Here is a 21,099-nt window from a genome sequence, read left to right as displayed (position 1 = left end):
CAAGTCCGACAGCGAGCCTGCCCGCGAGCCCAACCGTAAGCCGACGGCGAGCTCGACTGTGAGATCGCGTCTAAGTTCGGCCGAGCGTTGGCGGATACTGAGGTCCGCGTAGCCGGGTGAGTCCCGCACTCACGATGTTCCGGTGAGGCCGAACGCGAGTCCGGCTGTGGGCCTGTCCGTGGGCCCGTGGCTCTGTCATCGAGAGCGAGCACCGGGTGTCGGTGGCGTCGGACATCAGTCATTGATCGACAAGGCGAAGATGTCGATGAGATCTAGCACCACCGTGGCCCTGGGCGCGAGGCCTTGGGTGGTGGGGGTCGGTGTCGCTCGCCGTGGGACCCGAGGCATCGCCGTCGAAGCTGAGGCATCCGCAGACCTTGGTCGGCGAGCTTGCGGCTCTGATCGGATGGTGTCGCCACGGTCGGGTGACTTCACCACGGACTGCTGGGGAGTCGCTGGCTGTGGCGCCCGGGGGCCCGAGATCTCCCATCACTCTGATCATGGAGTTATGCTTGCCGGTAGCGGGGTGCTGCGTCGGAACGCCCTGTCGGCCGATCCGGGTCTGTGTGGCGCGTAGTCACTACGTGCATGGGAGCCGGTCGTGGCACATCTCGATCACCAGCCCACCCTGGTCATGGGAGCTCGCGGCAGGGTCGGCAAGCTCGTCCTTGAGCAGCTTCTGGCCGAAGGCATCCCCCTCCGCGCGTCCGCGCGGCGTCCTGAGCCCGGTCAGTTCCCGGACGGCGTCGAAGTGTTCGCCGCAGACCTGACCGACCCGATGAGTCTTCGTCCCGCGTTCGAGGGCGCCGGGCAGGTGTTCCTGTATGCCCACCATGAGGGCGTCGACGGTGTCATCGAGACGGCCCGCGCCGCCGGGGTGGGGCGCATGGTGCTGTTGTCCTCGGGGAGCGTGATCCATCCCACCTCGGCGGGCAACGCCATCACCGAGAGGCATCGTGAGGTCGAGGCCGCGTTCGCTGCCGCCTCGGGCGTGCCCGTGGTGCCGATCCGTCCGCTCGTGCTCGCCGCCAACGCCCTGGGCTGGGCCTACCAGATCCGCGCCACCGCAAGCCTGGCGCTGTATCGGCCGGACGCGCTGACCGCGCCGATCCACGAGCGGGACGTCGCCGCCGTCGCCTGCGCGGCGCTCACCGGCACCCCCATACCGGTCATCAGCGGACTGCTCACCGGTCCGGCGCAGATCTCCCAGCGTGACCAGGCCGCTGCGATCGGCCGTGCCGCAGGCAAGCAGATCCCGGTGAAGGAACTGTCCCGCGATGCCGCGATGCGACGGTTCTCGCGGTTCATGCCGGCCGGGGAAGCCGAAGCGGTGCTGCAGTTCCTCGACGACGCAGCCGCCGGGAACTCGCCGGCAACCTCCACCGTCGAGAGAGTCCTGGGTCGCCCTGCAATCAGCTTCGATGCATGGGCAGTCGACCACGCAGCCGACTTCCGGTGAGACGACCCGACATCCCAGAGCTGCCCGAACCGAGTCGACTCCGACAGCACCGAGTCCGCCGATCTGATGAGATGCCGCAGATTCGATGGCAGAACACAGACTGCCGATCTTGCCATTCCCCGGCGCCCGTGCGTCTGCGTTCCTGGACGTCGTCGTCGACCGCTCCTCCAGGTACGTCCACTGGTCGGGGCGGGGCGCCTCGGCGGGCCTGGCTTCGGCCGCGCGGGCCGCGCGGTCCAGCACCTGCGCGGCATGCTCTAAGCAGGGAAGGACCAGAGCGCGAGGCCGTCGCCTCCGGCAACCAGCAGGCGCCCGTCTGGACTGATCGCCAGCGAGGAAGCGCTGATGTCGTCCGGCAGCAGAAGGGGGCGCAGGGTCGGGCTACCGGTCCGGGAGTTGTAGAACTCGATCCCCATACCTTGATTAGGTCAGGGCAGGTTGCTCGCGATGTTCCTGGGCCGCCCGGGTGTCCGCGACCAGCGCCACCCCGCGTAGGCCGCGCCCAGGGAGGCCAGGGTCATGATCCAGAGAAGCAGTAGGAACGCAGCCCTGAGAAAGGCCCCCCGCCGTGCGTCAACGGCGGTCCCGCCCGGATGTGAGATCGCGTAGCGTACCCGGACGCTGTCCCCCGTCTTCGGCAACCGTCGCCAGTCACCCCGACTGATCTTGGCGTGAACGCGCTGGCCCGCCGAGGTGGTGAACTCCACTTCGGCGTAGGTGCGCCTGTTCACTGTCGCCACCTTGACAACGATGCCGGACGCCGTCTCGCCCTCCCTCACGCGCTGGATCTCCTGGAGCGTCTGCCAGACGGCCAGGAAGGAAAGCAGCGCCGCGAACGCAGCGATGACCAGGGCGGACCGCTTCTTGATCCGCATCAGCGGCGGCCGTGGCTCGCCCGGGGGCGGCTCGGGCAGCGGATCCGCGTCATCACCGAACCGGGCCCGATGCCGCCGATCGAGCGCCGCCATCCTGTTCTGCCACCACCGCATCAGACCCTCCCCGTCCTCTCATGTGACGCACAGGGTCCAGCCGTGGATCTACGACCTGGATGTCCGCATCCGGCCGCCCAGACGCGGATAGCGCAACAAGCGCGAAGGAGGACCTCACGGCGCCTAGTGGCCGGTCGGCAGGACACCGAGGCCGCGCAGGCCGCTCCAGCCGTGGGGGCCGTCGCCGGTGACGCCGATGACGACCTCGCCGATCGCGGCGGCGTCGGCGTCGGTGGCGACGACCAGGCGGGCGGTGAGCGCGCCGGCGCCGACGAGGTCCTCGCTGACCTCCAGCGCCAAGACGCCGACGCCTGGTACCGGCACATCACCCTGACCATGCTCGCCGCCGCCTACCTGGCGGCGACCGCGGCCACCGCCCCAAAAGCCCCCGCTCCGCGCCGCTCACCCCAGCCGAGATCCGCCGTCTGCTGGCACACCTGATCGCTCCGCAACCGCTGGAACACGCCCTGGCCCGGTCACGCCACCGCCGAATCCACCAGGCCCGTGCACGCGCCTGCCACCACCAGCGACAACGCCTCAAACCCAACAAAGTGCCACTGGAGTACTAGTCAGCAGCTGGCGTACTCACACGCAGACCTGCGACGGAACCATCGGGTGTCCCGGCGGGTGGCTGCGTAAGCCAACGACCTCGCTGATGGTTCCACGCACATAGTCACTCAGGTGATAATCAAAGGGACCTTCGCGTGACCCCATTCGGAGTGGGAGGGAAACGATCTCCCAGATCCCTCCCACCAGAGGCAAAGCTCGCCCACAACGGCGGCGAGACGACCTGGATCGCGACAGGTGCACGCCTGTCAACGAGACTGCCACCAGGACAATGCGGACGGATCGGGACGCCGTCAGCTCGCCGGGGCGGGCTGATGAGTGCGTGACCTCTTCGGCAGTTCAGTGCAGCCTCAAGAGGCCACTACCCGATGGATAGCGGCCTCTGACCTGCGGAAACGGCGGGCGATACTGGGTTCGAACCAGCGGCCTCTTCGGTGTGAACACCGACGATCATGCCCTAACGCTAGAGCTTCTTGCAATCACCGCAGGCCAGACGGGTGATTTCAGCGCAGCACGAAGCACCTTGAGGAAGATCAAGTTCGTTGTGATCTCCCACTATCGACACCTTGTTGGCTTAGCAGAGACATAGCGCTCAGTAGTTGCACGTACGACCGATCTACGCTTTCCGGCTCCACAGCAAGCCATCGCCATGGCAGCCGATGCACGCTTGCTCGACACCCATCCCGCTGAGACACACCAATCGCAGGGGCGCCGAGTCCCCACCTCCTCTACCTTCGCCACGCTCGCGGCGAGACGAGGGTAACCGTCCGAGTCACAAACTCACGGCGTGATCCGCCGCTGGTCAGCGGGGTTTCGTGGTGCCTGGTGTAAGTAGTCAACCGGAAACGTCTTCAGTTCGCGGTGCAGCGACGGAAGAGTGGCCGATACTCGGCCGTCGCTGGAAAGGAGAGCACCGTGCACTCACATCTCTGTGTCGGACTGAGCGTCGGTGGCGGGTCCGAACCCCGTGTTCCGGCCGCTCGCTGCACGTCTGCAAGCCGAAACGCGGTTTTCGCAGCGATCAAGGAATGGTGATGGGCATCCTGGACTCATGGCAGAGAACAACGTCGAGTTCGGTGCCGAGTTGCGGCGCAGGCGGGAGACTGCAGGACTCTCGCAAGTGGTGCTCGCGCGGCACGTTCATTGCGGCAAGAGTTGGATCAGCAGACTCGAGAAGGGGAGGGGCATGGCCTCGCCCGATCTCGTTCAGCGGCTCGATGAGGTGCTCGAAGCGGGGGGAGCTCTGATGGCACTCGCTCCCGAGGAAAGGCCGCGTAGCACCTTCATCGGTTTGCCTGCGGTAACCGACCGTCTCGTGGGACGTGGAGGGGAACTGGCGAAGATCGGCGTGTTCGTGCAGGGCGAGGGCAACCCCAATGTATGCGTGCTGACCGGGCCGGCAGGAGCGGGAAAGACCTCACTCGCGGTTCGTGCGGCGTCGGACGCCGCTGCCCTATTCCCGGACGGTTGCCTGTACATCGACTTCCGCGCCTGTACACCCGGAGCGACCTGGCTGGCCGGTCATCACGCGCTGCGGAGTCTCCTTACAGCCCTCAAGGTGCCCGATGAGGAGATCCCACCCGGCGACGCGGGTCTCGCGGGCGTCTATCAGAACGCTCTGCGGGGACGACGGGTGCTGTTCGTCTTCGACAATGTGGGGGCTTCCGATCAGATCGAGGCACTGCTGCCAGCGGAGCGAGCATGCCGAGCGCTGGTCACCAGCCGGAATCGACTGAACGCCCTGGATCGCGCCGTGGCCGTCCAGGTCGGCGCGCTGAACGACGTCGACGCGGCCACCCTGTTCCGCTCATCAGGGGGCGAACGCGCCACGGGTGCCGGTGCGGCGGTCGAGCAGATCGCCGTGCACTGCGCACGGCTGCCGCTGGCGATAACGATCGCAGCGGCGCGATTCCGGGCCGACCCGATCTGGAGCATCGAGGAATTCGCGGCTGAACTGTCCGATGAGCAGGCGCGACTGGAACTACTGGACGACGGGGAGCGCAGCGTCGAGGCGGCGTTCGCGCTGTCCTGCAACGCGATAGACGATGCTGAGCGGCGAATGTTCGGCCTGCTCGCGTTGCATCCCGCCCGGCGGATTCGGGTCGACGGCGCTGCCGCGCTCGCGGGCGTCTCTGTGGCTCGGGCGCGCCGTCTGCTCGGCAGGCTGGCGGACGCCCACCTGGTGGCTTACGAGACCACCGACGGTGTCGTGATGCATGACCTGCTGAGGGAGTTCGCAGGGGATCGGATCCTGCCAGAGACAGCCCCCGGTGAACGAGACGCAGCGATGTTGCGGTTGCTCGACCATGAGTTGCGGCTGGCCGAATCCTGCGGGCGGCACCTCGATCCGCGGCGGCACCGGGTGTCTATGATCGCCGACGTTCCCATGGATGGATTCGCCGACCGCGACAACGCCTTGGAATGGATCCGGTCGGAATGGCCCGTCCTGGTGGACCTTTGTCATGAAGCCGCTGCGCGAGGTCGGTACAGCGAGTGCTGGCAGTTGTCGTTCGCGCTGCGCGACTACTTCTTTCTGGCGAAGTTGTGGGATCCCTGGATCAGCACCCATCGTATCGCGGTGGAGTGCGCACGTGCGGCCGGCGCTGAGCGGGAGGCGGCAATCGCCCTCAACAGTCTGGGAATCGCGCACGCAGACCGAGGCGATCTCTCGGCTGCGGAGGCACAGTTCCACCAGGCTCTGAGGCTGTTCCGCGCCATAGGAGACGAGCATGGGAGGACCAGTGCGCTGTCCAACATCGCCTGGACGGCGCTCTATCTAGGACGGTCCCAGCAGGCGCTGCGGGATCTGCGCACCGTACGGCAGGCGTATCAGCGGCTCGGGAACGGCCGGAACGCCGCCATCACACTGCGCGCGATCGCGCTGGCCGAAACGGAGCTCGGCGCCCACCCGGATGCGGTGGAGCACGCACTCCAGGCCCGCCGCGAATCCGAGATGTTGGACCTGTCGCTCGACGTGGCGATGTCAGTGAACTGCAGCGCGTGGGCGCGTTTTCAGAGCGGTGATCTCGATGCCGCAGCCGCCGATTACGAGACCGCTTCGAGCCTCGCGGAGCGCTGCGGAAGCAGGTACGAGGCCGCGCGGGCGGCCACCGGTCTCGGGAATGTCCTGGCGGTCACCGGCCGGATCACCGAGGCGGCGGAGCAGTGGGCTCGCGCCGACACGCTTCATCGGTCGCTGGAGCCGGCCGTGATCGGCGAGGCGCGTATCCGTTCCACAATCTGGCTGGGAGACGAAGCGCCCGGGATGTCCAATGGACGCCGAGACTGACCTGCTTGGCGAGCTTAAGGCGCTGCGTAAAGGCTTCGGTCTCGACGACCCGAACGCACTGTCACGCATCGGACCGCGGCTAAGGCTCGCGGCCGGAGTGACCGACGTCGACGACGATGCCGCGACGCGCGCTAAAGTCAATATCTTCCTCATGAATGCGGCGGCGACGCTGCCAGCGGCGGAGGCCAGGGCCATCAGAGCCGGATTCGCGGTGAATGGCAGCCGGGAGGTACGGCTTGAGGCCCGTCTCAGGCAGTTGGGTGAGGAGATCGGGTGCGATCTGCGCACCGTGAAACGCCGTCTGGACGCGGCGCTCCGGAAAGTGGCGGGAGAGACTCGCGCTTCGACGGCGCCTGAGGCCGTGATCCCCACGGCGGCGCCGTGGCATCTCGAGCGTCTTGACGCCGACGTCCGACTCGGCCCGGCTTCCACCGAGGTGCAGGAGGTGCGGAACATCATCAGCCACCGGGACGGCCTGCGCGAGCTCGCCTTCTCCTACTCGGCTGCGGCCCCTGTCGGCATGTCCATCGACGTGTTGCGGGGCGGTATCCGGACGGTGAGCGAGCGATGCTCCACCACCCGAACGCGCGTACGAATGGAACTACCGCGCCCGCTCAGGAGGGCAGAGACCTACGGGGTGACCCTCAAGGTCATCACGTCCGCGGCCGTGCCGTTCTACGTCTGCACACCACGCTCCACATGCGCACGGTTCAATCTCGCGGTCAGCTTCCGGGGCAGGTCCGCCCCGGGCCGCGTCTGGCTCGTCCAGGACGAGCTTCCGCTGGAGGCGGGCGACCCCGTACGCGCCCGCGTCCCCGTTCCCATCGACGCCACCGGACGCGCCACCGCGTCCTTTACGCGCCTCGTTTCCAACCGCTCTTACGGCCTGGCCTGGTCGTCAATCTAGTCGATCAGTCCGTCGAGGCCGCCGTCCCCTTCTTCGCCAGCGGCCTCAACGGCCGCTTCGGCCGCCTTCTGGACGGCCGCGAACACCGTGGCGTCGCCGCTTACGCACCTGAGCAGAGTCTCGTCGTCGGCGTCCAGAATCGCGGCGGCATCCGTGAGGCCCGCGTCGGCAAGATTCAGAAGCGCGTGCCGCTCCACCGAACCGTTCGTATACCGGGCGACGCGGGCCAGTCCGGCCCGTACGCCGAACTCCAACTGCAACGGCAACTCCAGCAGTTCGCCTACGTCGACGAAGTCCGGTTGGACCTCCAGGGCGATCCTCAGCGCCGCCTCCACTACCTCGGCCGCACGCCGCGCCGCCTGGCGCACCGGCCCGGGATCAGCGGATCGCACCGGCGTCCGGGGAGAGACCGCCCTCTCGATTCGTGCCAGCCGGCTCCCCCTGCTCCACAGGTAGCAGGCCACGGCACGCCGGGCTCGGGAGAGGAACGCGTCCTCGCCTCCGTCGTCGGCCGACATGCGGATGAGAAGGGAGCCGGGAGTTCCGTTCTCTCTCAGTACACGCCTCAGGTTCACCCGCGCTCTCAATCCGTCTCCGGAACCACCGGGAAAGCGGATATCGCCGAGCTCGGTGGTGAGCTGAACCGCACAGATCATGGTCATCGGGTTCAGGTCGGCCGGCGACACTTCTGACAGTGCGTGGACGAGAGTGGTGACCGACTCGATGGACAGCCCGCTCCGCAGGGCGATCGTACCGAGGCCGGTCAGCCTGTACCTTGTCTCCTCACGCTGCAGCAGCCGTGCCTCGCACAGCGACTCGAGTGCGGAGTCGACCTCGTCCGGCGGGAAGGGCCGGAACCCCTCGGGCTCGTTCCGGTACTGGTAAGACGCGAAGGTCAGCGCCAGAAGTCCCTTCACATCGACGCGCAGGGAGCCGCGTTCTCCGGAGTCCGCGAAAAGGGGCAGGATCGTGGCGCGCAGGTCGTCGGGCGTGGCGGGGAAAGCCGTCCGCAGTGGCTGTGGTCTGGCCTGGACGTAGTGGTGCCATTTCTGCTCCGCGTCAATCTCATTGTCCGCGACGATGAATGCACGGCCCTCCTTCACGTGCCCCATCCGGCCCGCGCGCCCCGCCATGTTCTTGTACTCAGAGACTGTGTAGCGGACGTCCTCCGGCTGCGACGGGTGCTCAAGCCCGTAGACGACCACGCAATCGGCGGGCAGGTTCACGCCCTGCGCGAGCGTCGTCGTGGCGACGACCACCCGGATCTCGCTGGACTTCCGCTTGAAGAAGCCCTCCACCGTGCTGCGCTCGGCATCACTCAGATCGGCGATGTGGAAGGCGACGCCATGGTCGAGGCAGGCGCGCAGCCTCTCGGTGACGCGTCCGTCGTCACCGTCGGGCAGCGCCCGGAGCGCGCCTTCGGCGGCCGGCAAGCCGAGAACGTCGGCGAGGTCCTCCGCGAATGTCCACGCTTGTTGCCGCTGCGGTCTAAACACGATGACCTGCTGGTCCTCTCCGACGAGCCGCCGGACGAGATCGCGTGCCGTCGTTAGAGGGTCGCTCGCGTGCGAGAGACCGCTCAGGGTTTCAGTCCGTTCCGCGCCGTCGCCCTCCCGAAGGCGGATCCGCCCGTCGGATGAGACGACGCCTTCCTGGAGCGGTACCGGCCGTTCGCGCCCCGTCATCGGCGTCAGCATGGCCCACTCGGCGAACATCCGGCCGGTGTCCGGCGCACTCGACAACCCGATAACCTGCGGAACCGTTTGGCCCGCCCGCCTGCGAGCGCGGATGCGAGTCAGCAGCAGTTCCAGCTTCGGGCCGCGGACCGGGAGCCCGATCGTCTGGATCTCATCGATGACGAGAACACCGATCCTGGACAGTAATCCGGGCCGTCGATGCAGCACGCCGACGAACTTCTCGTACGTACAGACCGCTAGCTGGAACCGGCCCGACAGCAGATCGAGCGTATTCTCGCGTCGGCCTCCGGTGGCGCGGATCACCCTCATGCCGAGCTTCGCGTAGTCGGCGGTGAAGAGGCCGTAGAGCTCGTCCGCGAGAGCCCGCGTCGGTACCAGGAACACGGCTGGGCGATCCGCCGCGACCGATTTCAGCGCCGCGATCTCGCCGATCAGCGTCTTCCCGGTCGATGTGGGAGCGCCGACGAGCAGGCTCTCACCGGCCAGCAGCCTGCCGCGGTCGATCACCCCGAGCTGGAAGTCGGTCAGCTTCCCGACCCGTCGGCTCCATAGCGCGCACACCTGGTCGGGAATCCCGTGGGGCGCCAGGCTCGAGAATGCCCGCGAGACTTCTCGCCACTCGGCATCCCTCGCGATGCTCTTGTACTTCTCACCCTTTCTGAAGATCTTGACGCTCATCCCGGTCGTCACCGCTGCGAGCGCAGGATACTGCCGACCTCTCCGGATCGTCCCGGGATTGCGTTGCACCTGCTGCATGACGTGCTCGAAGAGCGCGAGAAGCGAGATCCTGCCATCCGACACGTCGAGGCCGCGGCCGAGCAGCCCCTGGATGAGGTGATGAGTGAGCACTCCGTGCCGGAGCCACTTGTCCTCATACGCCAACTGCCCTTCACCTGCAGCCGTGAGCACCATCCATCCGTCGCCGCGGATCTTGCTGAGAATGTGTGACGGGGACGGGCGGCCGTTCCGGGCGTGCTCGCTCAGGGGCAGGCCGGCCGTCTTGGCCGCGTACAGAGCCGGGCCTCCAAGCACATGTCCTCCGACGAAACAGCAGTCGAGCACGATGATGAGTTGACGGGAACGAATCCGCTGCACAGCGGTCACCAGCTCGTCCAGCGACAGTCCCGTCTCGCGCAGATTGTCCGGCTCTGAGTCATACATCACCAGTTCGCCGTCAAAAGTACCGTGTCCCGAGAAAAAGATCAGTGCGAGATCATCGGCCGCACATCTGTCCGCGACCTGTCCGATTTCTGTCAGGAATTTCCTCTTGGTCACCTCGCGATCAAGCGATAGATTCGTCTCGCCGCCTGGGAGGTTGTCCTCGAACAGCGCCTGGAGTGCACTCGCATCTCTGCCAGCGAAGCTCAACTCCCTGAAAGCGTCTCCGCACTGGTATACGTCCACGCCCGCGAAGAACCCGTGAAGTTTCACTTCCCGCTTCCCCCACTCGACCATCGTCCAAAGAGCTACAACGGCAATGGAAAGTAGCACAGACTACGTCACGCGACAGATTCTCTCCTGACGGGAAAGGAGTGGCCACATGCTCGATACGCCTCTGCGCCTCTCGCCGTCCGCGGTGACACGGTCCGGCGGGTGTCCCCGCTATCGGGCACTGAAGGCGCGCCCCGCCCAGGGCAGGGCGAACGGCGGCCGCAGCGGCGAGACGTTCCGGGAGACCTTCGGGCTCGGGCCGCTCGGCAAGGTGCTCGATCTGGTCGAATTCGACGGACTCGACGCCGAGGCGGCACTCGCGCGGTGGCGCGGGGACCCGAGCCGCGATCACCACCCGGCGCTGGTCCGATGGACGGAGCACGCCGTCCGGCAGTACCTCGATGCCCAGACGAACGGGATAAGAACGGAGCCCGTGCTCCAGCCGGTCTCACGCACGTGGGCGAGACGCCTTGACCGGCCGCTCGACGGTTTGCCCGAGCCGCACGAAGAGATCGTGCACGGCCGCCGCTACGCAGGCGGCGGCGTGCGCGAGCTGCGTCTCACCCGGTACCAGGGAGTCGAGGACCGCCCGCGGGACGAGGCCGAGATCGCACTGGCCGCCGCCGTCGTGGCCGCCGGAGGCCCGGTGCTCGGCAACCGGTGGGGCACCGGGCCACTGCTGATCGGACGGCACGAGCGGCCGGAGCGCGTTCGGGTCGTCGAGGTCGGTTGCTTGGACGCGTCCAGCAACGTCCTGTTCGATGACACCGCCGAAGCCGCGTTCGCGGCGTATGAGGAGCACGCCTCGGGACGGGTGCTGGAGGTGGCGACGGGCGAGGCATTGCGGCCGGGGACCGACTGCGGACGCTGTCCGATCATCGCCTCCTGCCCTGCTGTCCCCTCCGTGCCGGGACTGCTCAACATCGATGCCTGCACAGGTCCCCGGCGCATATGGTCGGTGACCACGTCGCGGCAGTACCACACCTGCGCCCCCATCCCCTACTTCCACGACCTCAACCTTCCGCGGGACGCCGCCAGGGAAGAGAGCGGGTCCACCATCCGTGGGCGCCTCGTGCACGCCGAGATCGAGGCTCGGCATGCCCGGGTGCCGCCGCGGGCATGCGCGGCCGACGACCCTCTGGCCGGGTCCGCCGAAGCCACCGTGGACGAGCCGACAGCGAAGAACATCGCCGATGACTTGGAGACGAGGCTGCGCCACCAGATGCTCGGCGACCACTCCTTCGTCTGCCCCATGCGGCACGCCGGGACTACCACGGGCGTGGAGATCGTGCCGGAGCACCAAGTCGTCACCTACGATCCATCCGCCAACGTCGCAGTCATCGCCAAGATTGACTTGCTCTACCGGATCGGCGGGAACTGGCGGCTCCGCGAGATCAAGACGAGCCGGCACCTGTACGAGGGTGATCTGCTCCAGAAGTACGAGCAGATTGCGCTGGCGGTACTGCTCTCGGCCGAGGGCGCGCTTCCCGGCGGGCGGGGAGGCTGCCGGGTCGAGCTCGAACGGCTGACCGCGACCGGCCCCGTCCTGACGGAGTTCGACGCAACGGATCCCGAACTGGTCCGGGCAGCGCGCGAGGTCGTCCAGTCGGCGGTAGCACGCTGGCATTCCGACGAGACTCTCGCCACAAGCCCCGGCAAGGCGTGCCGGGACTGCGGGTTCATCCGCTGGTGCCCTGACGCCAGAACTGATGCCAAGAGGGACCCCAGGGTCGGGGTCGGCACGTGAGCGGGCTGGTCGCGCCACCGTCCGACGATATGAGCGAGCGGCGCCGCCGGGCAGTGACGGCGATGCTCCGGGCCGCGTACGCGTGGTCGGCACGGCAGGCGCGTCCGGAGGCGATGCGCGAGGTCGCGCGAATGACCGGTTTCGTGATGGAGGCGCACGGGCCGGGAAGTGGGCCGGTCACGCCGCTCGCCTTGGTGGATGCGCTGCGCCGACCGCTGGGCGAACTGCCGATTCTCGGAAGTACGGACAGCAGCGACGACGGTTTACGCGACGCGGTCCTGCTGGAGCCCGATGGGGTCGGCGGCGACCGGCTGTCCGCACCGGCCCTCGATCTGTTGTGCGAGCACGTCGTCCCGTTGGACGCCGAGGCGGACGGGCAGGGCTGGCTGCCGTCGTGGACGCGGATGACCGCCGACCGAATCAGGGCGCGGGCGTTCGCGGCGATGGCTGGACCAAAGGACCAGCGTCTCTATGAGACGTCCCGCAAGTTCCTGATCGAGCACCCGGCCGGCCGACTGCAGGAGCTGCAGATCGGAGTCAGCGAGACCGGGGCCCGCATGATGCCGGGCGGATATCGGCCGATTCCGGAGAGCTCCTTGTACAGGACGCGGGACGATGGCGCCTGGTGGTGGCCGTGCCCCGACTGCCGCTGGCCGATGGCGGTGACCCGGGACCAGGTGCAGTGCCGCTACCGGCCGCATTCCACCGTGTTCCGCGCGGCCGAACGGCGCGGCGCGAAGAGCCCGGAGTTGACCCGGGTCGACGAAGGGCCAGCAGTGAAGACACCGGTGGCCCTCTCCGCCGTGGGGTCTGGGTGCGTCGGCCAGGGCGTCTGGCGGTTCATCGTCGTCCCCGGGGCGAGCGAGCTGCGAATCGCCGCGCAGTTGGAGAGGCTCGGCGCCGACGTCGAAATGTGGCCAGAGTTGGACGCCTACGACCTGCACGTGACCATCGGCGGCACCGAGTTTCGGCTGGACGTCAAGGAGTACCGGTCACCGCACCGGCTGATCACCGACCTGCGGGCTCGCCCGCCGAGGGCACAGGTGGCAGTGCTGCTGCCCCGGACTCACGGGCACCAGGCCGAGGCGGTGGCGACGGCGCTGCCCAGAATCGAGGTCCTTACCGAGCAGCGGCTCCTCCGCAAGGTGCGGCGAATCAAGAAGACAATCGAGGAACGGAAGGACGGGGACCGATGATGAACGTCGCGCCCCGGCTGCTCGGTGGGGCGATCGGGCTCGCTGCACTGCATTTCGCCCTCGACAAGGACGACGACGGCGCCGCCATCACGACACGGGAAGACGTGTTGTTCGTCCTCGACGGTCACATTGCCGACTGGTCCGGTTGGAGGACCCTGGACGAGGAAGACGCGAGCCGGTTCATGCGTCTCCTGCGCCGCCGTCCGAACTCGATGGCGAACGGGCGGGCAGCGGGCTCGCATCTGGACCGGTGCCTCGTCCAGGGCGAGATCGCAGGCTGCATCGCGGACGAGTTCTACAAGGAGAACGGCCGGATCATCGTCGCCCCCGGCATGGCACTCCGCATCTTCGTCGACGGGCTGCTGAAGGAGTTGGACGGCCTGCACGTCGGGCGAAGGCGGGAGCTCCCGGTGGCGGAGCCCGGCCCGCACACGGCCGTGGCCCGGTCCCGCGCATCCGGCGGAACGGAGCCCGGGTTCACCGAGTCGCGCTTCGAGATCCGCGGGCATCACGCCGAACCAGCCCGTTCGCTGCCGCGCATCGAGGACGCACCCCCCGAGGGCGACCTGTGGGTGCCCTTCGCGGAACTGGAGGAGATCGCGCAACGCTTGGACGAGGATCTCGGCGGGGGCTACCGGTTGGGGTGCGTGCAACGATTCACCCGAGAGATCCGTGCCGCGAACGGTGAACGGGTCGGCGGGCTCCTGCTCACCGCCGGCTCTCTGCGCGAACTGCTGGCCTACACGGGATTCGGGAAGTCCGTAGTACTCGTGGAAAGCTTCGCCTGCTGGGCGGCCCGGCGCGGGGTGAGTGTGGCGTTCGTCCTGCCGACCAACGCCAATGTGGTACAGGCTGCCCACCAGATCGAGCGCGCATTGGACGTCGTCCTGCCGGACGGCGGGCCTGGGGTCGTGCCTCTGGTGTCACCGCGCGCGAGCTTCGAGGTCGCCGAATCCGCGACCGCGCACGCCGCGCCGTTTGCGGAGCAAGGGGCGGGCCCGGACGCGGAGTGGATCTGGCAGCGGTTCGGGTACGGCTGCGCGCTCGCCGCGGCGGCCACGCCGGAAGACGGTGCCGAGACCTGGATTCCGGGACGGGAACCGTGCGCGGGGCTTCGGCGGCCGCACCGGCGCAGACGGCGGGACGAGCGAGTCGCCTGCCCGTGGCGGACGACATGCGGCAGATTCCGTGCCGTCCGCGACGCCTGTTCCGCGGGCATCATCGTGACCTCTCACAAGAACCTGATGGCGGGCGTGCTACAGGCACCGGTGGACGACGGCTCGGGCGCCGACGACCGGATCGCTGTCGAGGAACTGATCCTGCGGCGCTGCCAGGTCGTCGTCATCGACGAGGTCGATGTGTTCCAGCGGTCCGCGATCGAAGAGGCGGGGCGCGGCCTGGTGCTCGACCATGCTGGGCGGACGAACACGCTGCTGCGCCGGTTCGACTCCGACTTCGGCGAGGTGTCAGGGCAGCTCCACGGCGACATCGACGCGAACGTGCGCGACGCCTATTTCGGGCTGCGCTACTTATCCGAGACGTACGTCAGCCACCTCACCTACCAGCGAATCAGCGCCGCACCGCCGACGAAGGGCAGGCGTGAACCCGGACCTGGCCGACAGTGGATCATCCCGCGGCGCTGGGACCACTGGCTGACGGTCCGCCTGTTCGACCTCGCCCCAGAGGAACGAGCCACCAGGTCGCAGCTGAGAATGTTCCGGACGCTGTTCCAAGACGGCGGCTCCCCGCTGCCCGGCGAACCGCCCGGCTTCGCGGAGGCACGCCGCCACCTGGCGGACGTCGTCACGAACGGGACCGGAGGCGCGGCAGTCGTAGCGGCGCGGCCTGCCATCGAGGCGCTGTTCGCCCAACTCCCGGCAGGCGAGCGAACGAAGGCCGCCAACCGGATGTTGCGCCGCGCCATCCTGGTGCCCATCGCCAGAAACCTGCATCGCCTGATGGCGAACAACGCTCAGCTCGTGGAGATGGGCGTCGAGTCGGCGCAGGAGATCGCGGACGCACTCGGCGTCTACACCCACTGGCGGGTCGCACCGACCGGTCCGCTCGGTGCACTGTCGTTCGCGTTCACCGAGTACTACGACGACAAGGGTGACGAGCCGGCTCGGCTGAGCACCGCCGCGTTCGGCGGCGACCCGCACACCTACGTCCTCGGGCTGGCAGACACGACCGCGCTCGCGCACGCCGGCACCCGGAGGATCGTGCTCGGCCTGTCCGCCACCGCCTACTTCCCCGGCGCGCCGCACCACCATGTCCGCGCCGACCCCGCGTGGTACGTACGCGACGACAATCCAGAGACGGTCAAGGTCGCCGCCGTTCCGATACGGGACGATCTGAACAACCTGGTGCACGTCTCCGGCCTGGACGGAGCCGCACGTGCCGAGGCGACACGGCGCATCGCGGAACGGCTGTGGAGCACCGCCCTGAACGGCGAACTGGAACGGCTGCGGGAAACGGACAAGCACCGGGCACGAGTACTGCTCGCCACCACGTCCTACGCCGGTGCCCGGCATGTGGCGGAAGGACTGGCCCGCGCCGGCGTCGACGCCGCGCGCATCTGCTTGGCCGTCCCCCCACAGGAGGCCGAGGACCCCACCATGGGAGTCCAGGACCGCTGGCAGCCCATCCGAGCCGACCGTCTGGAGGACTTCCCCCGGCGGGAAAAGGCCGACATCCTCATCGCGCCGCTCGCCAGGGTCCAGCGGGGCGTCAATATCATCGGGGAGGAGAACCGGTCTGCGCTCGGCTCCGTGTGGCTGATCGTCCGGCCCATCCCGCTGCTGGACGAGCCCGCGGAACTGCTCGCGCACGTACAGGCGGCGGCGCACGACGCGCATCCCGGCCCGTCCACCGACCCCGCGGCGCTCCTCGACGACCGGCACCGGACCGCCGAGGCGCGGCTGGACGACATGGTCCGCCGTCCTCCGTACTTCCGCGCCCAGCACAAGGCGGTCAAGCTCGGCGTGGTCGCCGAGACGCTGAACGGCGCGTTCCAACTCATCGGGCGCGCCCGCCGCGGCGGCACCGACGCCGTCCTGCATCTCGTGGACGGCGCAATGCTCGACGAAGACTCGGGGACGAGCATGGCCGCGCTGATCCGCCTCCTGCGCGAGAAGTGGCAGGCGGACGGAACGCTCGCCCGCATGAAGACCTACTACGGCACCACGCTCCAGGCGTTCTTCGACTATGCCGGGGCCGACGAGGACGGAGAGTCAGGATGCTGATCACCCTCGCCTATCGCATCCCCCGAAACCTCCTCGACGAGGTCCTCGGGACCGTGACCGCCTATCCGCTAACCGAGGATTTCGAAGCCGCCTGGAGCACGCTGTCGAGCGAAGAGGGACAAAGGGTTCCCCCTTACAGTTCCCTCACGCGAGGGATCGTCGCGGCCACCGGCGAGCCGGTTCGCATGTTCGGGGAGAGCCACCTGGCCGCCCGCGAGGTCGAGGCCGGAAGCCGGCGGCTCCTGCTGACCGGCCGGGAACTCGACCACCGGCTGCGGATCGCGGTGCAAGCATGGGAACGGCATATTAGGGGCGAGCAGGGACCGCCCCGGCTACCCGGCGTGCTGCCGGAACCAGAGGCGGCCCGCTCCTACTCCGATTTCATCGAGCCCCGCCCGGGACGGGTCCCGCTGGCCCCTCACTGGGTCTACGAGACCGCCGAATGGCAGATCATGCGCCGCCTGGCGGGAGAGCCGCTCCGCATCGACGGGGACAGGTGCCTGCCACTGCGGCTCGACACGGACGGCGCCTTGCTCGCCTGGGACCAGGGCGACCTGATCGCGCGGACCCACCGGGGGCTCATCTCCTACGGGATGGCCAAGGTGACCGCCCGAGTGGTCACCCGCGCGGGAGTCGAGGACCTCGTGCTGTGCTTCGACGCGCATCTGTCGCGGATATCCCAGCGCTGGTATGGGCGGCGGACCAAGCACGCCTGGATCGACCGCGGCGAGGCGGATGATCCGGTCCTGCGCCTGCCGGTGTTCCGCGCTCCGGACGGGAACGCCGGTGACTACGAGAACCGCCTCCACCCCGCCATCGCGACGATCCTTGAAGCGTGCAAGCTCAAGCCGATGACCCTGCCGCCGATCCTGCCCGCGAAGCCCGGCGACATACGGCCGCAGTTCTCTAACGCGCAGTTCCACACGCTCGGCAACGGACTGGGGCCAAGGTTCATGCTCTTCCTTCACCACCACGTCATGCGGCTGATGCCCATGCTCGTCCCGCTCACCTACGACGTGGACAAGAGCATCAAGCTGCCGGCGCGGGTCGAGAAGTATCAGGAAGGCGGTTTTCCGTCGGCTGGAGTCGGCCCCAGTGGCTACCGGCGCGTAACGCTCGTCTGCGTCTACGCCACGGCTGATGCCAGGGCACGCATGCTGGAGCAGTTGGCGGCACTCGCCGGGCACCGGGTCGAGCCGCGTCCGGACGGGCCGCCCGTACCCGTCAACGACGCGCTGGACGTCATCGCCCGGCACTGTCCCGAACTGCTCTCCCACGACACCCCGAACAGGGCGGCATACCTCGGCGACCTCGGCGCGGCACCGTCCGCAGGAGATCGGCTGACCGCAGTGTGGGCGGAGACCGAGTTTCACCCCGCAGCCGAGCCTCCCGTCCTCGACGCGAAGCCGCACCTGCGCCGTCTCTTCGGGCATCTGGGCATCCCCGTACAGTTCCTCGCGACCGAGCCGGCGATGCTTCCCGAGGGCGCACGGCCACGCTCCGCGAGCGAGAAGGAGCACGCGGCCCGTGCCGCGCTCCGGGATCTGCTGCGCGGCGCCGGGATCCTCGATGACCGGATGCCCGCCGCGCTCACCGCAAAGCACCTACCGAATCCGCTGACCCGCCGGACACTGCTCGCGGGCGTCCATGTCCGCCGACAGCAGAACGGGCACGGCGAACCCGTCCTGGTGCTCGTCATGACAGCGGTCGACCTGGTGCCGGGAAGACTGGAGGAGTGCAGGATGCTCGCCTATAGCGAACGGCGGAAAGCATGGGTACGCGCGGCCGAGGGGATCGCGGACTTCAATGCCGGGGCGATCGGCTCCGCCCACCTCGGCCGCACCCGGGAGAAGGCCGCCCGCACCCGGGCGGAGATCGAGTCGCGGCTGTGCGCTCTCGCGGACGGCGACCGGTCGGGAGTTCCGATAGTGATCTTCGTGGCCGCCTCCTCGATGCGGGGCATCTGGCCTGGCCTCGCGGATGCTTCCCTCGGAGACGGCCCGATGCCGGGTGATGTCCTGCGCGCCGGGAGCGACGACATCGCCGTTGTCCGGCTGCACAGCACAGTGGAGGAGGTCGGGCGCCCGGTCAACCGCACTGAGGGGCGCCAGGTGGAGGATCCAAACCAGCCGAATGCTCCTGGCCAGGCGGTCTACCGGCTCACAGAGTCCGGCGTGCCATCCTGGCTGTTTCCCGGTACCTCGGTCCTATTCAGAGCGAATGGCGGCAGGCGGGGCGCGACGACCACCCGCTTTGAACTGGACGACGGCGGGTATGATCGCCGCGAACTGGGAAAGCCATGGCACTCCTTCACGGCCAAGGAGATCGTCGTCGTGGAGCCGGGATCCTGGAAAGCGGAGAAGCTGGTCACGCTCACCGCACGGCTGTGTGAACAGAACATCTCATGGGACGACCGCACCGCGCTCCCCGTCCCCCTCCACCTGGCCGTGACGGCCGACAAGGACCACCCCGATCATCGGGCGTCCGGCCAGGCAGAGGACGACGACTGGGCTTAGCGTGGCGGGGAGGACCATTCCCCGGCGCCGGTCCTCCCCATCGCCCGCAGCAGGTCCGCCATATCTTCCTCGGTGAACTCATCGATCGGGTAGCGATCACAGTTGTGCGGTTGAAGAAAGTCCGGCAAATGCTCGACCGTCTCACCCGGGAGGACAACGGGAAGTACCTTCGGAAGCCAATGACTCTCGTCCTGTGCGAGCTTCTCTCGGATGAAGTTCAGCTCAGCGCGCATACCGCGGTTCTCGTCACTGGACGCATTGCCCTCACCCACAACCTTGCACCTGGGTGAGGCGACGACAGCAACGAAATCCGCCTTCTTCATTTCACCTTCCGCCCATATCCCCCAATGCCGGCGCACGGCACCGGCCCACTTGTCGATATGGACGTCAACACCGGTGTGGCGAAGCAGTTCCGCAAACTTGAGGGCGTTCGTCTCATGCCACACCGTGTCGTGCGCGTAGCAGATGAACAGCCGCGGCCCCTCCTGCCTCCGCGCGGGATCGGTATCGTCGATGGGTACGGGCTCCACGACCCGTCGTACACCCTCTTTCAGCACCAAGGGGAACGTCAGCGCGTTCTGCCCCGGCAGCGACCCGATGATCTCTTCGGGCGGTAGCGAGTAGCGGACCGAGAAGCTGACCGCCACTTCCGTGCAGCCCCGTGGCACGAACAGCGATAGCCACGCCACCTGTGAACCGGAGCGGACGCTCCCCTCATGCGCGGCCGCGTTCTGCCAGCGCACCAAGTTCGCGCCGACGCCGAACACGTCGATCCGGTGTGTCGTAGCGGGAATGACGGCGTCCGCATCCATTCCGGCAGTGCGGGGCACGAACTGCAACCGCCGGTTCAGAGAGTAAACGCGTTCCTTCTCCGGTCCGATGGTTCGCGGCAGTGCGTCAGCGATCGCAACGGGACCGAGGCCATCGCCAGCGGTGAACTCGAGTCCGACCTCGAACCATCTCACCGGAGCGGGATCGGGACCGAGGTCCAGATCGTAATTGACCTTGATGAGATAGGCGTCCTTCTCTCCGAGGACCTCAGGATTCGCATCAACGGGATGAATCTCCCAACTATGTAGCGTCACCGCGCCGATGCTGGTACCGTCCGGCTCCGCATTGACCCATCTCGCACCCTCGTCGATCAGGACCAACTGAACTGCGCGCTTCTCCAGTGACATCCTTCCCCCTGTGCTCTCTGGACTCGACGGCAACATTAGCGTTCAAACTAGCACTACCACACGAGAACTTGCTCATTGTCCTGTTCTTGTCAGATTTCTCAGGATCAGTGCACCGGCTCGGCCGGTCCCCTACTACACCTCTTCGCGTTGCGGCATCAAGCCACCGCCGACGCAATCGGCTCACTGCCGAGTGAGGTGTGGGGACGGGACTCTGCATTGGCGCCCGTACCTGGCTGTTCTCGGCCATCCTGCTTCGCTGCCAGTTGGGAAACTTGCATCAGGGCTTGAGCAGCTTTCGCTCGCTCTGACCCGACCTGATTGACACCGGTGTCCTCGGCACCACGACGAACCGTAGAAGTGCAGGAAGGAGCCCTGGAAGTGAGCTGTCTGCGAGCTCGCGCGGTTCCCGAGTCGGTCACGGACGAAGAGGCTGTCCAGCTTCGATGGGCGGAGGCCGTTCCCGGCATACCTATCTGACAGGAGCAGACGAGAGGCGGTGCTGGCGAACTCCACCGCGCAGATCGCACCCAACTCTTCGACCTGCGCGCGCCCTTCCGCCCCGGCAGCGCGCGCTTCTCCGGCAATCCTCGAGAGGCCCAGGTCGGCCGCTGGCCTGACACCGTCACCGTCGACCACGATGACCTGCGCGCGGCCGCCGCGAAACAGGCCGACACCATCGTCGTGCAGGCCAATACCGCCTGCGCTGCTCGACGCCCGAGCAACTCCGACGGCGGGTAGCGGCCCAACCCGTCGGAGCCGCCACCGCGGCCCAAGCGGCCACGTCCGCAGGTGCCGCCTCCGCGAACAGGTGAGTTACTGCAGGTCCTCCCAGCACAAGCGCGCGACGGCGCACCCATCGCGGTCGCGCCCGAACCGGAAGC

General features: G+C 67.8%; 12 protein-coding genes. 7 read left to right on the top strand and 5 right to left on the bottom strand.

Annotated elements, in window-relative coordinates; genetic code table 11:
• Positions 1-601: 601 nt before the first annotated feature.
• A complete protein-coding gene (locus tag E1300_RS07855; protein ID WP_131756199.1) occupies positions 602-1,459 on the top strand; it encodes an NAD(P)H-binding protein in 858 nt (285 codons plus the stop codon).
• Between the two features lie 257 nt (positions 1,460-1,716).
• Here the strand turns inward: E1300_RS07855 and E1300_RS49870 are convergent, their stop codons facing one another.
• From E1300_RS49870 to E1300_RS49865, 3 genes are all read right to left on the bottom strand, one after another.
• Complete coding sequence (locus tag E1300_RS49870) at positions 1,717-1,875, bottom strand: hypothetical protein (protein WP_165502725.1); 159 nt, start codon at positions 1,873-1,875, stop codon at positions 1,717-1,719.
• A gap of 12 nt (positions 1,876-1,887) precedes the next feature.
• The gene (locus E1300_RS07850) at positions 1,888-2,448 is read right to left on the bottom strand and encodes a DUF3592 domain-containing protein (RefSeq protein WP_131756198.1); all 561 of its coding nucleotides are present in this window, start codon (positions 2,446-2,448) and stop codon (positions 1,888-1,890) included.
• Between the two features lie 123 nt (positions 2,449-2,571).
• On the bottom strand, positions 2,572-2,772 hold the full coding sequence (locus E1300_RS49865; RefSeq protein WP_165502724.1) for a hypothetical protein: 201 nt from the start codon (positions 2,770-2,772) through the stop codon (positions 2,572-2,574).
• A 1,294-nt stretch (positions 2,773-4,066) separates the two neighbouring features.
• On the opposite strand from E1300_RS49865, the gene E1300_RS07840 reads away from it, so the two are divergent.
• Positions 4,067-6,304: an XRE family transcriptional regulator gene (locus tag E1300_RS07840; RefSeq protein ID WP_165502723.1), complete on the top strand. Its 2,238-nt coding sequence runs from the start codon at positions 4,067-4,069 to the stop codon at positions 6,302-6,304.
• On the top strand, positions 6,288-7,211 hold the full coding sequence (locus E1300_RS07835) for a hypothetical protein (RefSeq protein ID WP_131756197.1): 924 nt from the start codon (positions 6,288-6,290) through the stop codon (positions 7,209-7,211). Before E1300_RS07840 ends, E1300_RS07835 begins: the two co-directional genes overlap by 17 nt.
• Here the strand turns inward: E1300_RS07835 and E1300_RS07830 are convergent.
• Positions 7,208-10,363, bottom strand: a complete 3,156-nt coding sequence (locus E1300_RS07830) for a DEAD/DEAH box helicase (protein ID WP_131756196.1) — start codon at positions 10,361-10,363, stop codon at positions 7,208-7,210. The two genes, E1300_RS07835 and E1300_RS07830, sit on opposite strands and share 4 nt — an antisense overlap.
• Positions 10,364-10,448: 85 nt before the next feature.
• On the opposite strand from E1300_RS07830, the gene E1300_RS07825 reads away from it, so the two are divergent.
• Genes E1300_RS07825 through E1300_RS07810 form a run of 4 tightly spaced genes read left to right on the top strand, consistent with a single transcriptional unit; the run spans position 10,449 to position 19,040 of the window.
• Positions 10,449-12,086: a PD-(D/E)XK nuclease family protein gene (locus tag E1300_RS07825; RefSeq protein ID WP_131756195.1), complete on the top strand. Its 1,638-nt coding sequence runs from the start codon at positions 10,449-10,451 to the stop codon at positions 12,084-12,086.
• Entirely contained in the window at positions 12,083-13,282 is a 1,200-nt protein-coding gene (locus tag E1300_RS07820; RefSeq protein WP_207399548.1) for a restriction endonuclease-related protein, read from the top strand. Before E1300_RS07825 ends, E1300_RS07820 begins: the two co-directional genes overlap by 4 nt.
• Complete coding sequence (locus E1300_RS07815; RefSeq protein WP_207399547.1) at positions 13,279-16,524, top strand: hypothetical protein; 3,246 nt, start codon at positions 13,279-13,281, stop codon at positions 16,522-16,524. The genes E1300_RS07820 and E1300_RS07815 overlap by 4 nt, the downstream gene beginning before the upstream one ends.
• On the top strand, positions 16,518-19,040 hold the full coding sequence (locus tag E1300_RS07810) for an RNaseH domain-containing protein (protein WP_131756194.1): 2,523 nt from the start codon (positions 16,518-16,520) through the stop codon (positions 19,038-19,040). Before E1300_RS07815 ends, E1300_RS07810 begins: the two co-directional genes overlap by 7 nt.
• On the opposite strand, the gene E1300_RS07805 is transcribed toward E1300_RS07810, so the two are convergent.
• Positions 19,037-20,218: an SEFIR domain-containing protein gene (locus E1300_RS07805; protein ID WP_165502722.1), complete on the bottom strand. Its 1,182-nt coding sequence runs from the start codon at positions 20,216-20,218 to the stop codon at positions 19,037-19,039. The genes E1300_RS07810 and E1300_RS07805 overlap by 4 nt on opposite strands.
• Positions 20,219-21,099: the final 881 nt, after the last annotated feature.

It is taken from the genome of Actinomadura fibrosa, from assembly GCF_900659615.1.
GTDB classification, from domain to species: domain Bacteria; phylum Actinomycetota; class Actinomycetes; order Streptosporangiales; family Streptosporangiaceae; genus Spirillospora; species Spirillospora fibrosa.
This window is presented reverse-complemented; position numbering and strand designations above follow the sequence as displayed.

Excerpts from the sequence above, each read along its gene's own strand:
- E1300_RS07815 (WP_207399547.1), top strand. The coding sequence starts at position 13,279 with ATGATGAACGTCGCGCCCCGGCTGCTCGGTGGGGCGATCGGGCTCGCT.
- E1300_RS07850 (WP_131756198.1), bottom strand. The coding sequence starts at position 2,448 with ATGCGGTGGTGGCAGAACAGGATGGCGGCGCTCGATCGGCGGCATCGG.
- E1300_RS49870 (WP_165502725.1), bottom strand. The coding sequence starts at position 1,875 with ATGGGGATCGAGTTCTACAACTCCCGGACCGGTAGCCCGACCCTGCGC.
- E1300_RS07810 (WP_131756194.1), top strand. The coding sequence starts at position 16,518 with ATGCTGATCACCCTCGCCTATCGCATCCCCCGAAACCTCCTCGACGAG.
- E1300_RS07825 (WP_131756195.1), top strand. The coding sequence starts at position 10,449 with ATGCTCGATACGCCTCTGCGCCTCTCGCCGTCCGCGGTGACACGGTCC.
- E1300_RS07835 (WP_131756197.1), top strand. The coding sequence starts at position 6,288 with ATGGACGCCGAGACTGACCTGCTTGGCGAGCTTAAGGCGCTGCGTAAA.
- E1300_RS07830 (WP_131756196.1), bottom strand. The coding sequence starts at position 10,363 with ATGGTCGAGTGGGGGAAGCGGGAAGTGAAACTTCACGGGTTCTTCGCG.
- E1300_RS07840 (WP_165502723.1), top strand. The coding sequence starts at position 4,067 with ATGGCAGAGAACAACGTCGAGTTCGGTGCCGAGTTGCGGCGCAGGCGG.
- E1300_RS07805 (WP_165502722.1), bottom strand. The coding sequence starts at position 20,218 with ATGTCACTGGAGAAGCGCGCAGTTCAGTTGGTCCTGATCGACGAGGGT.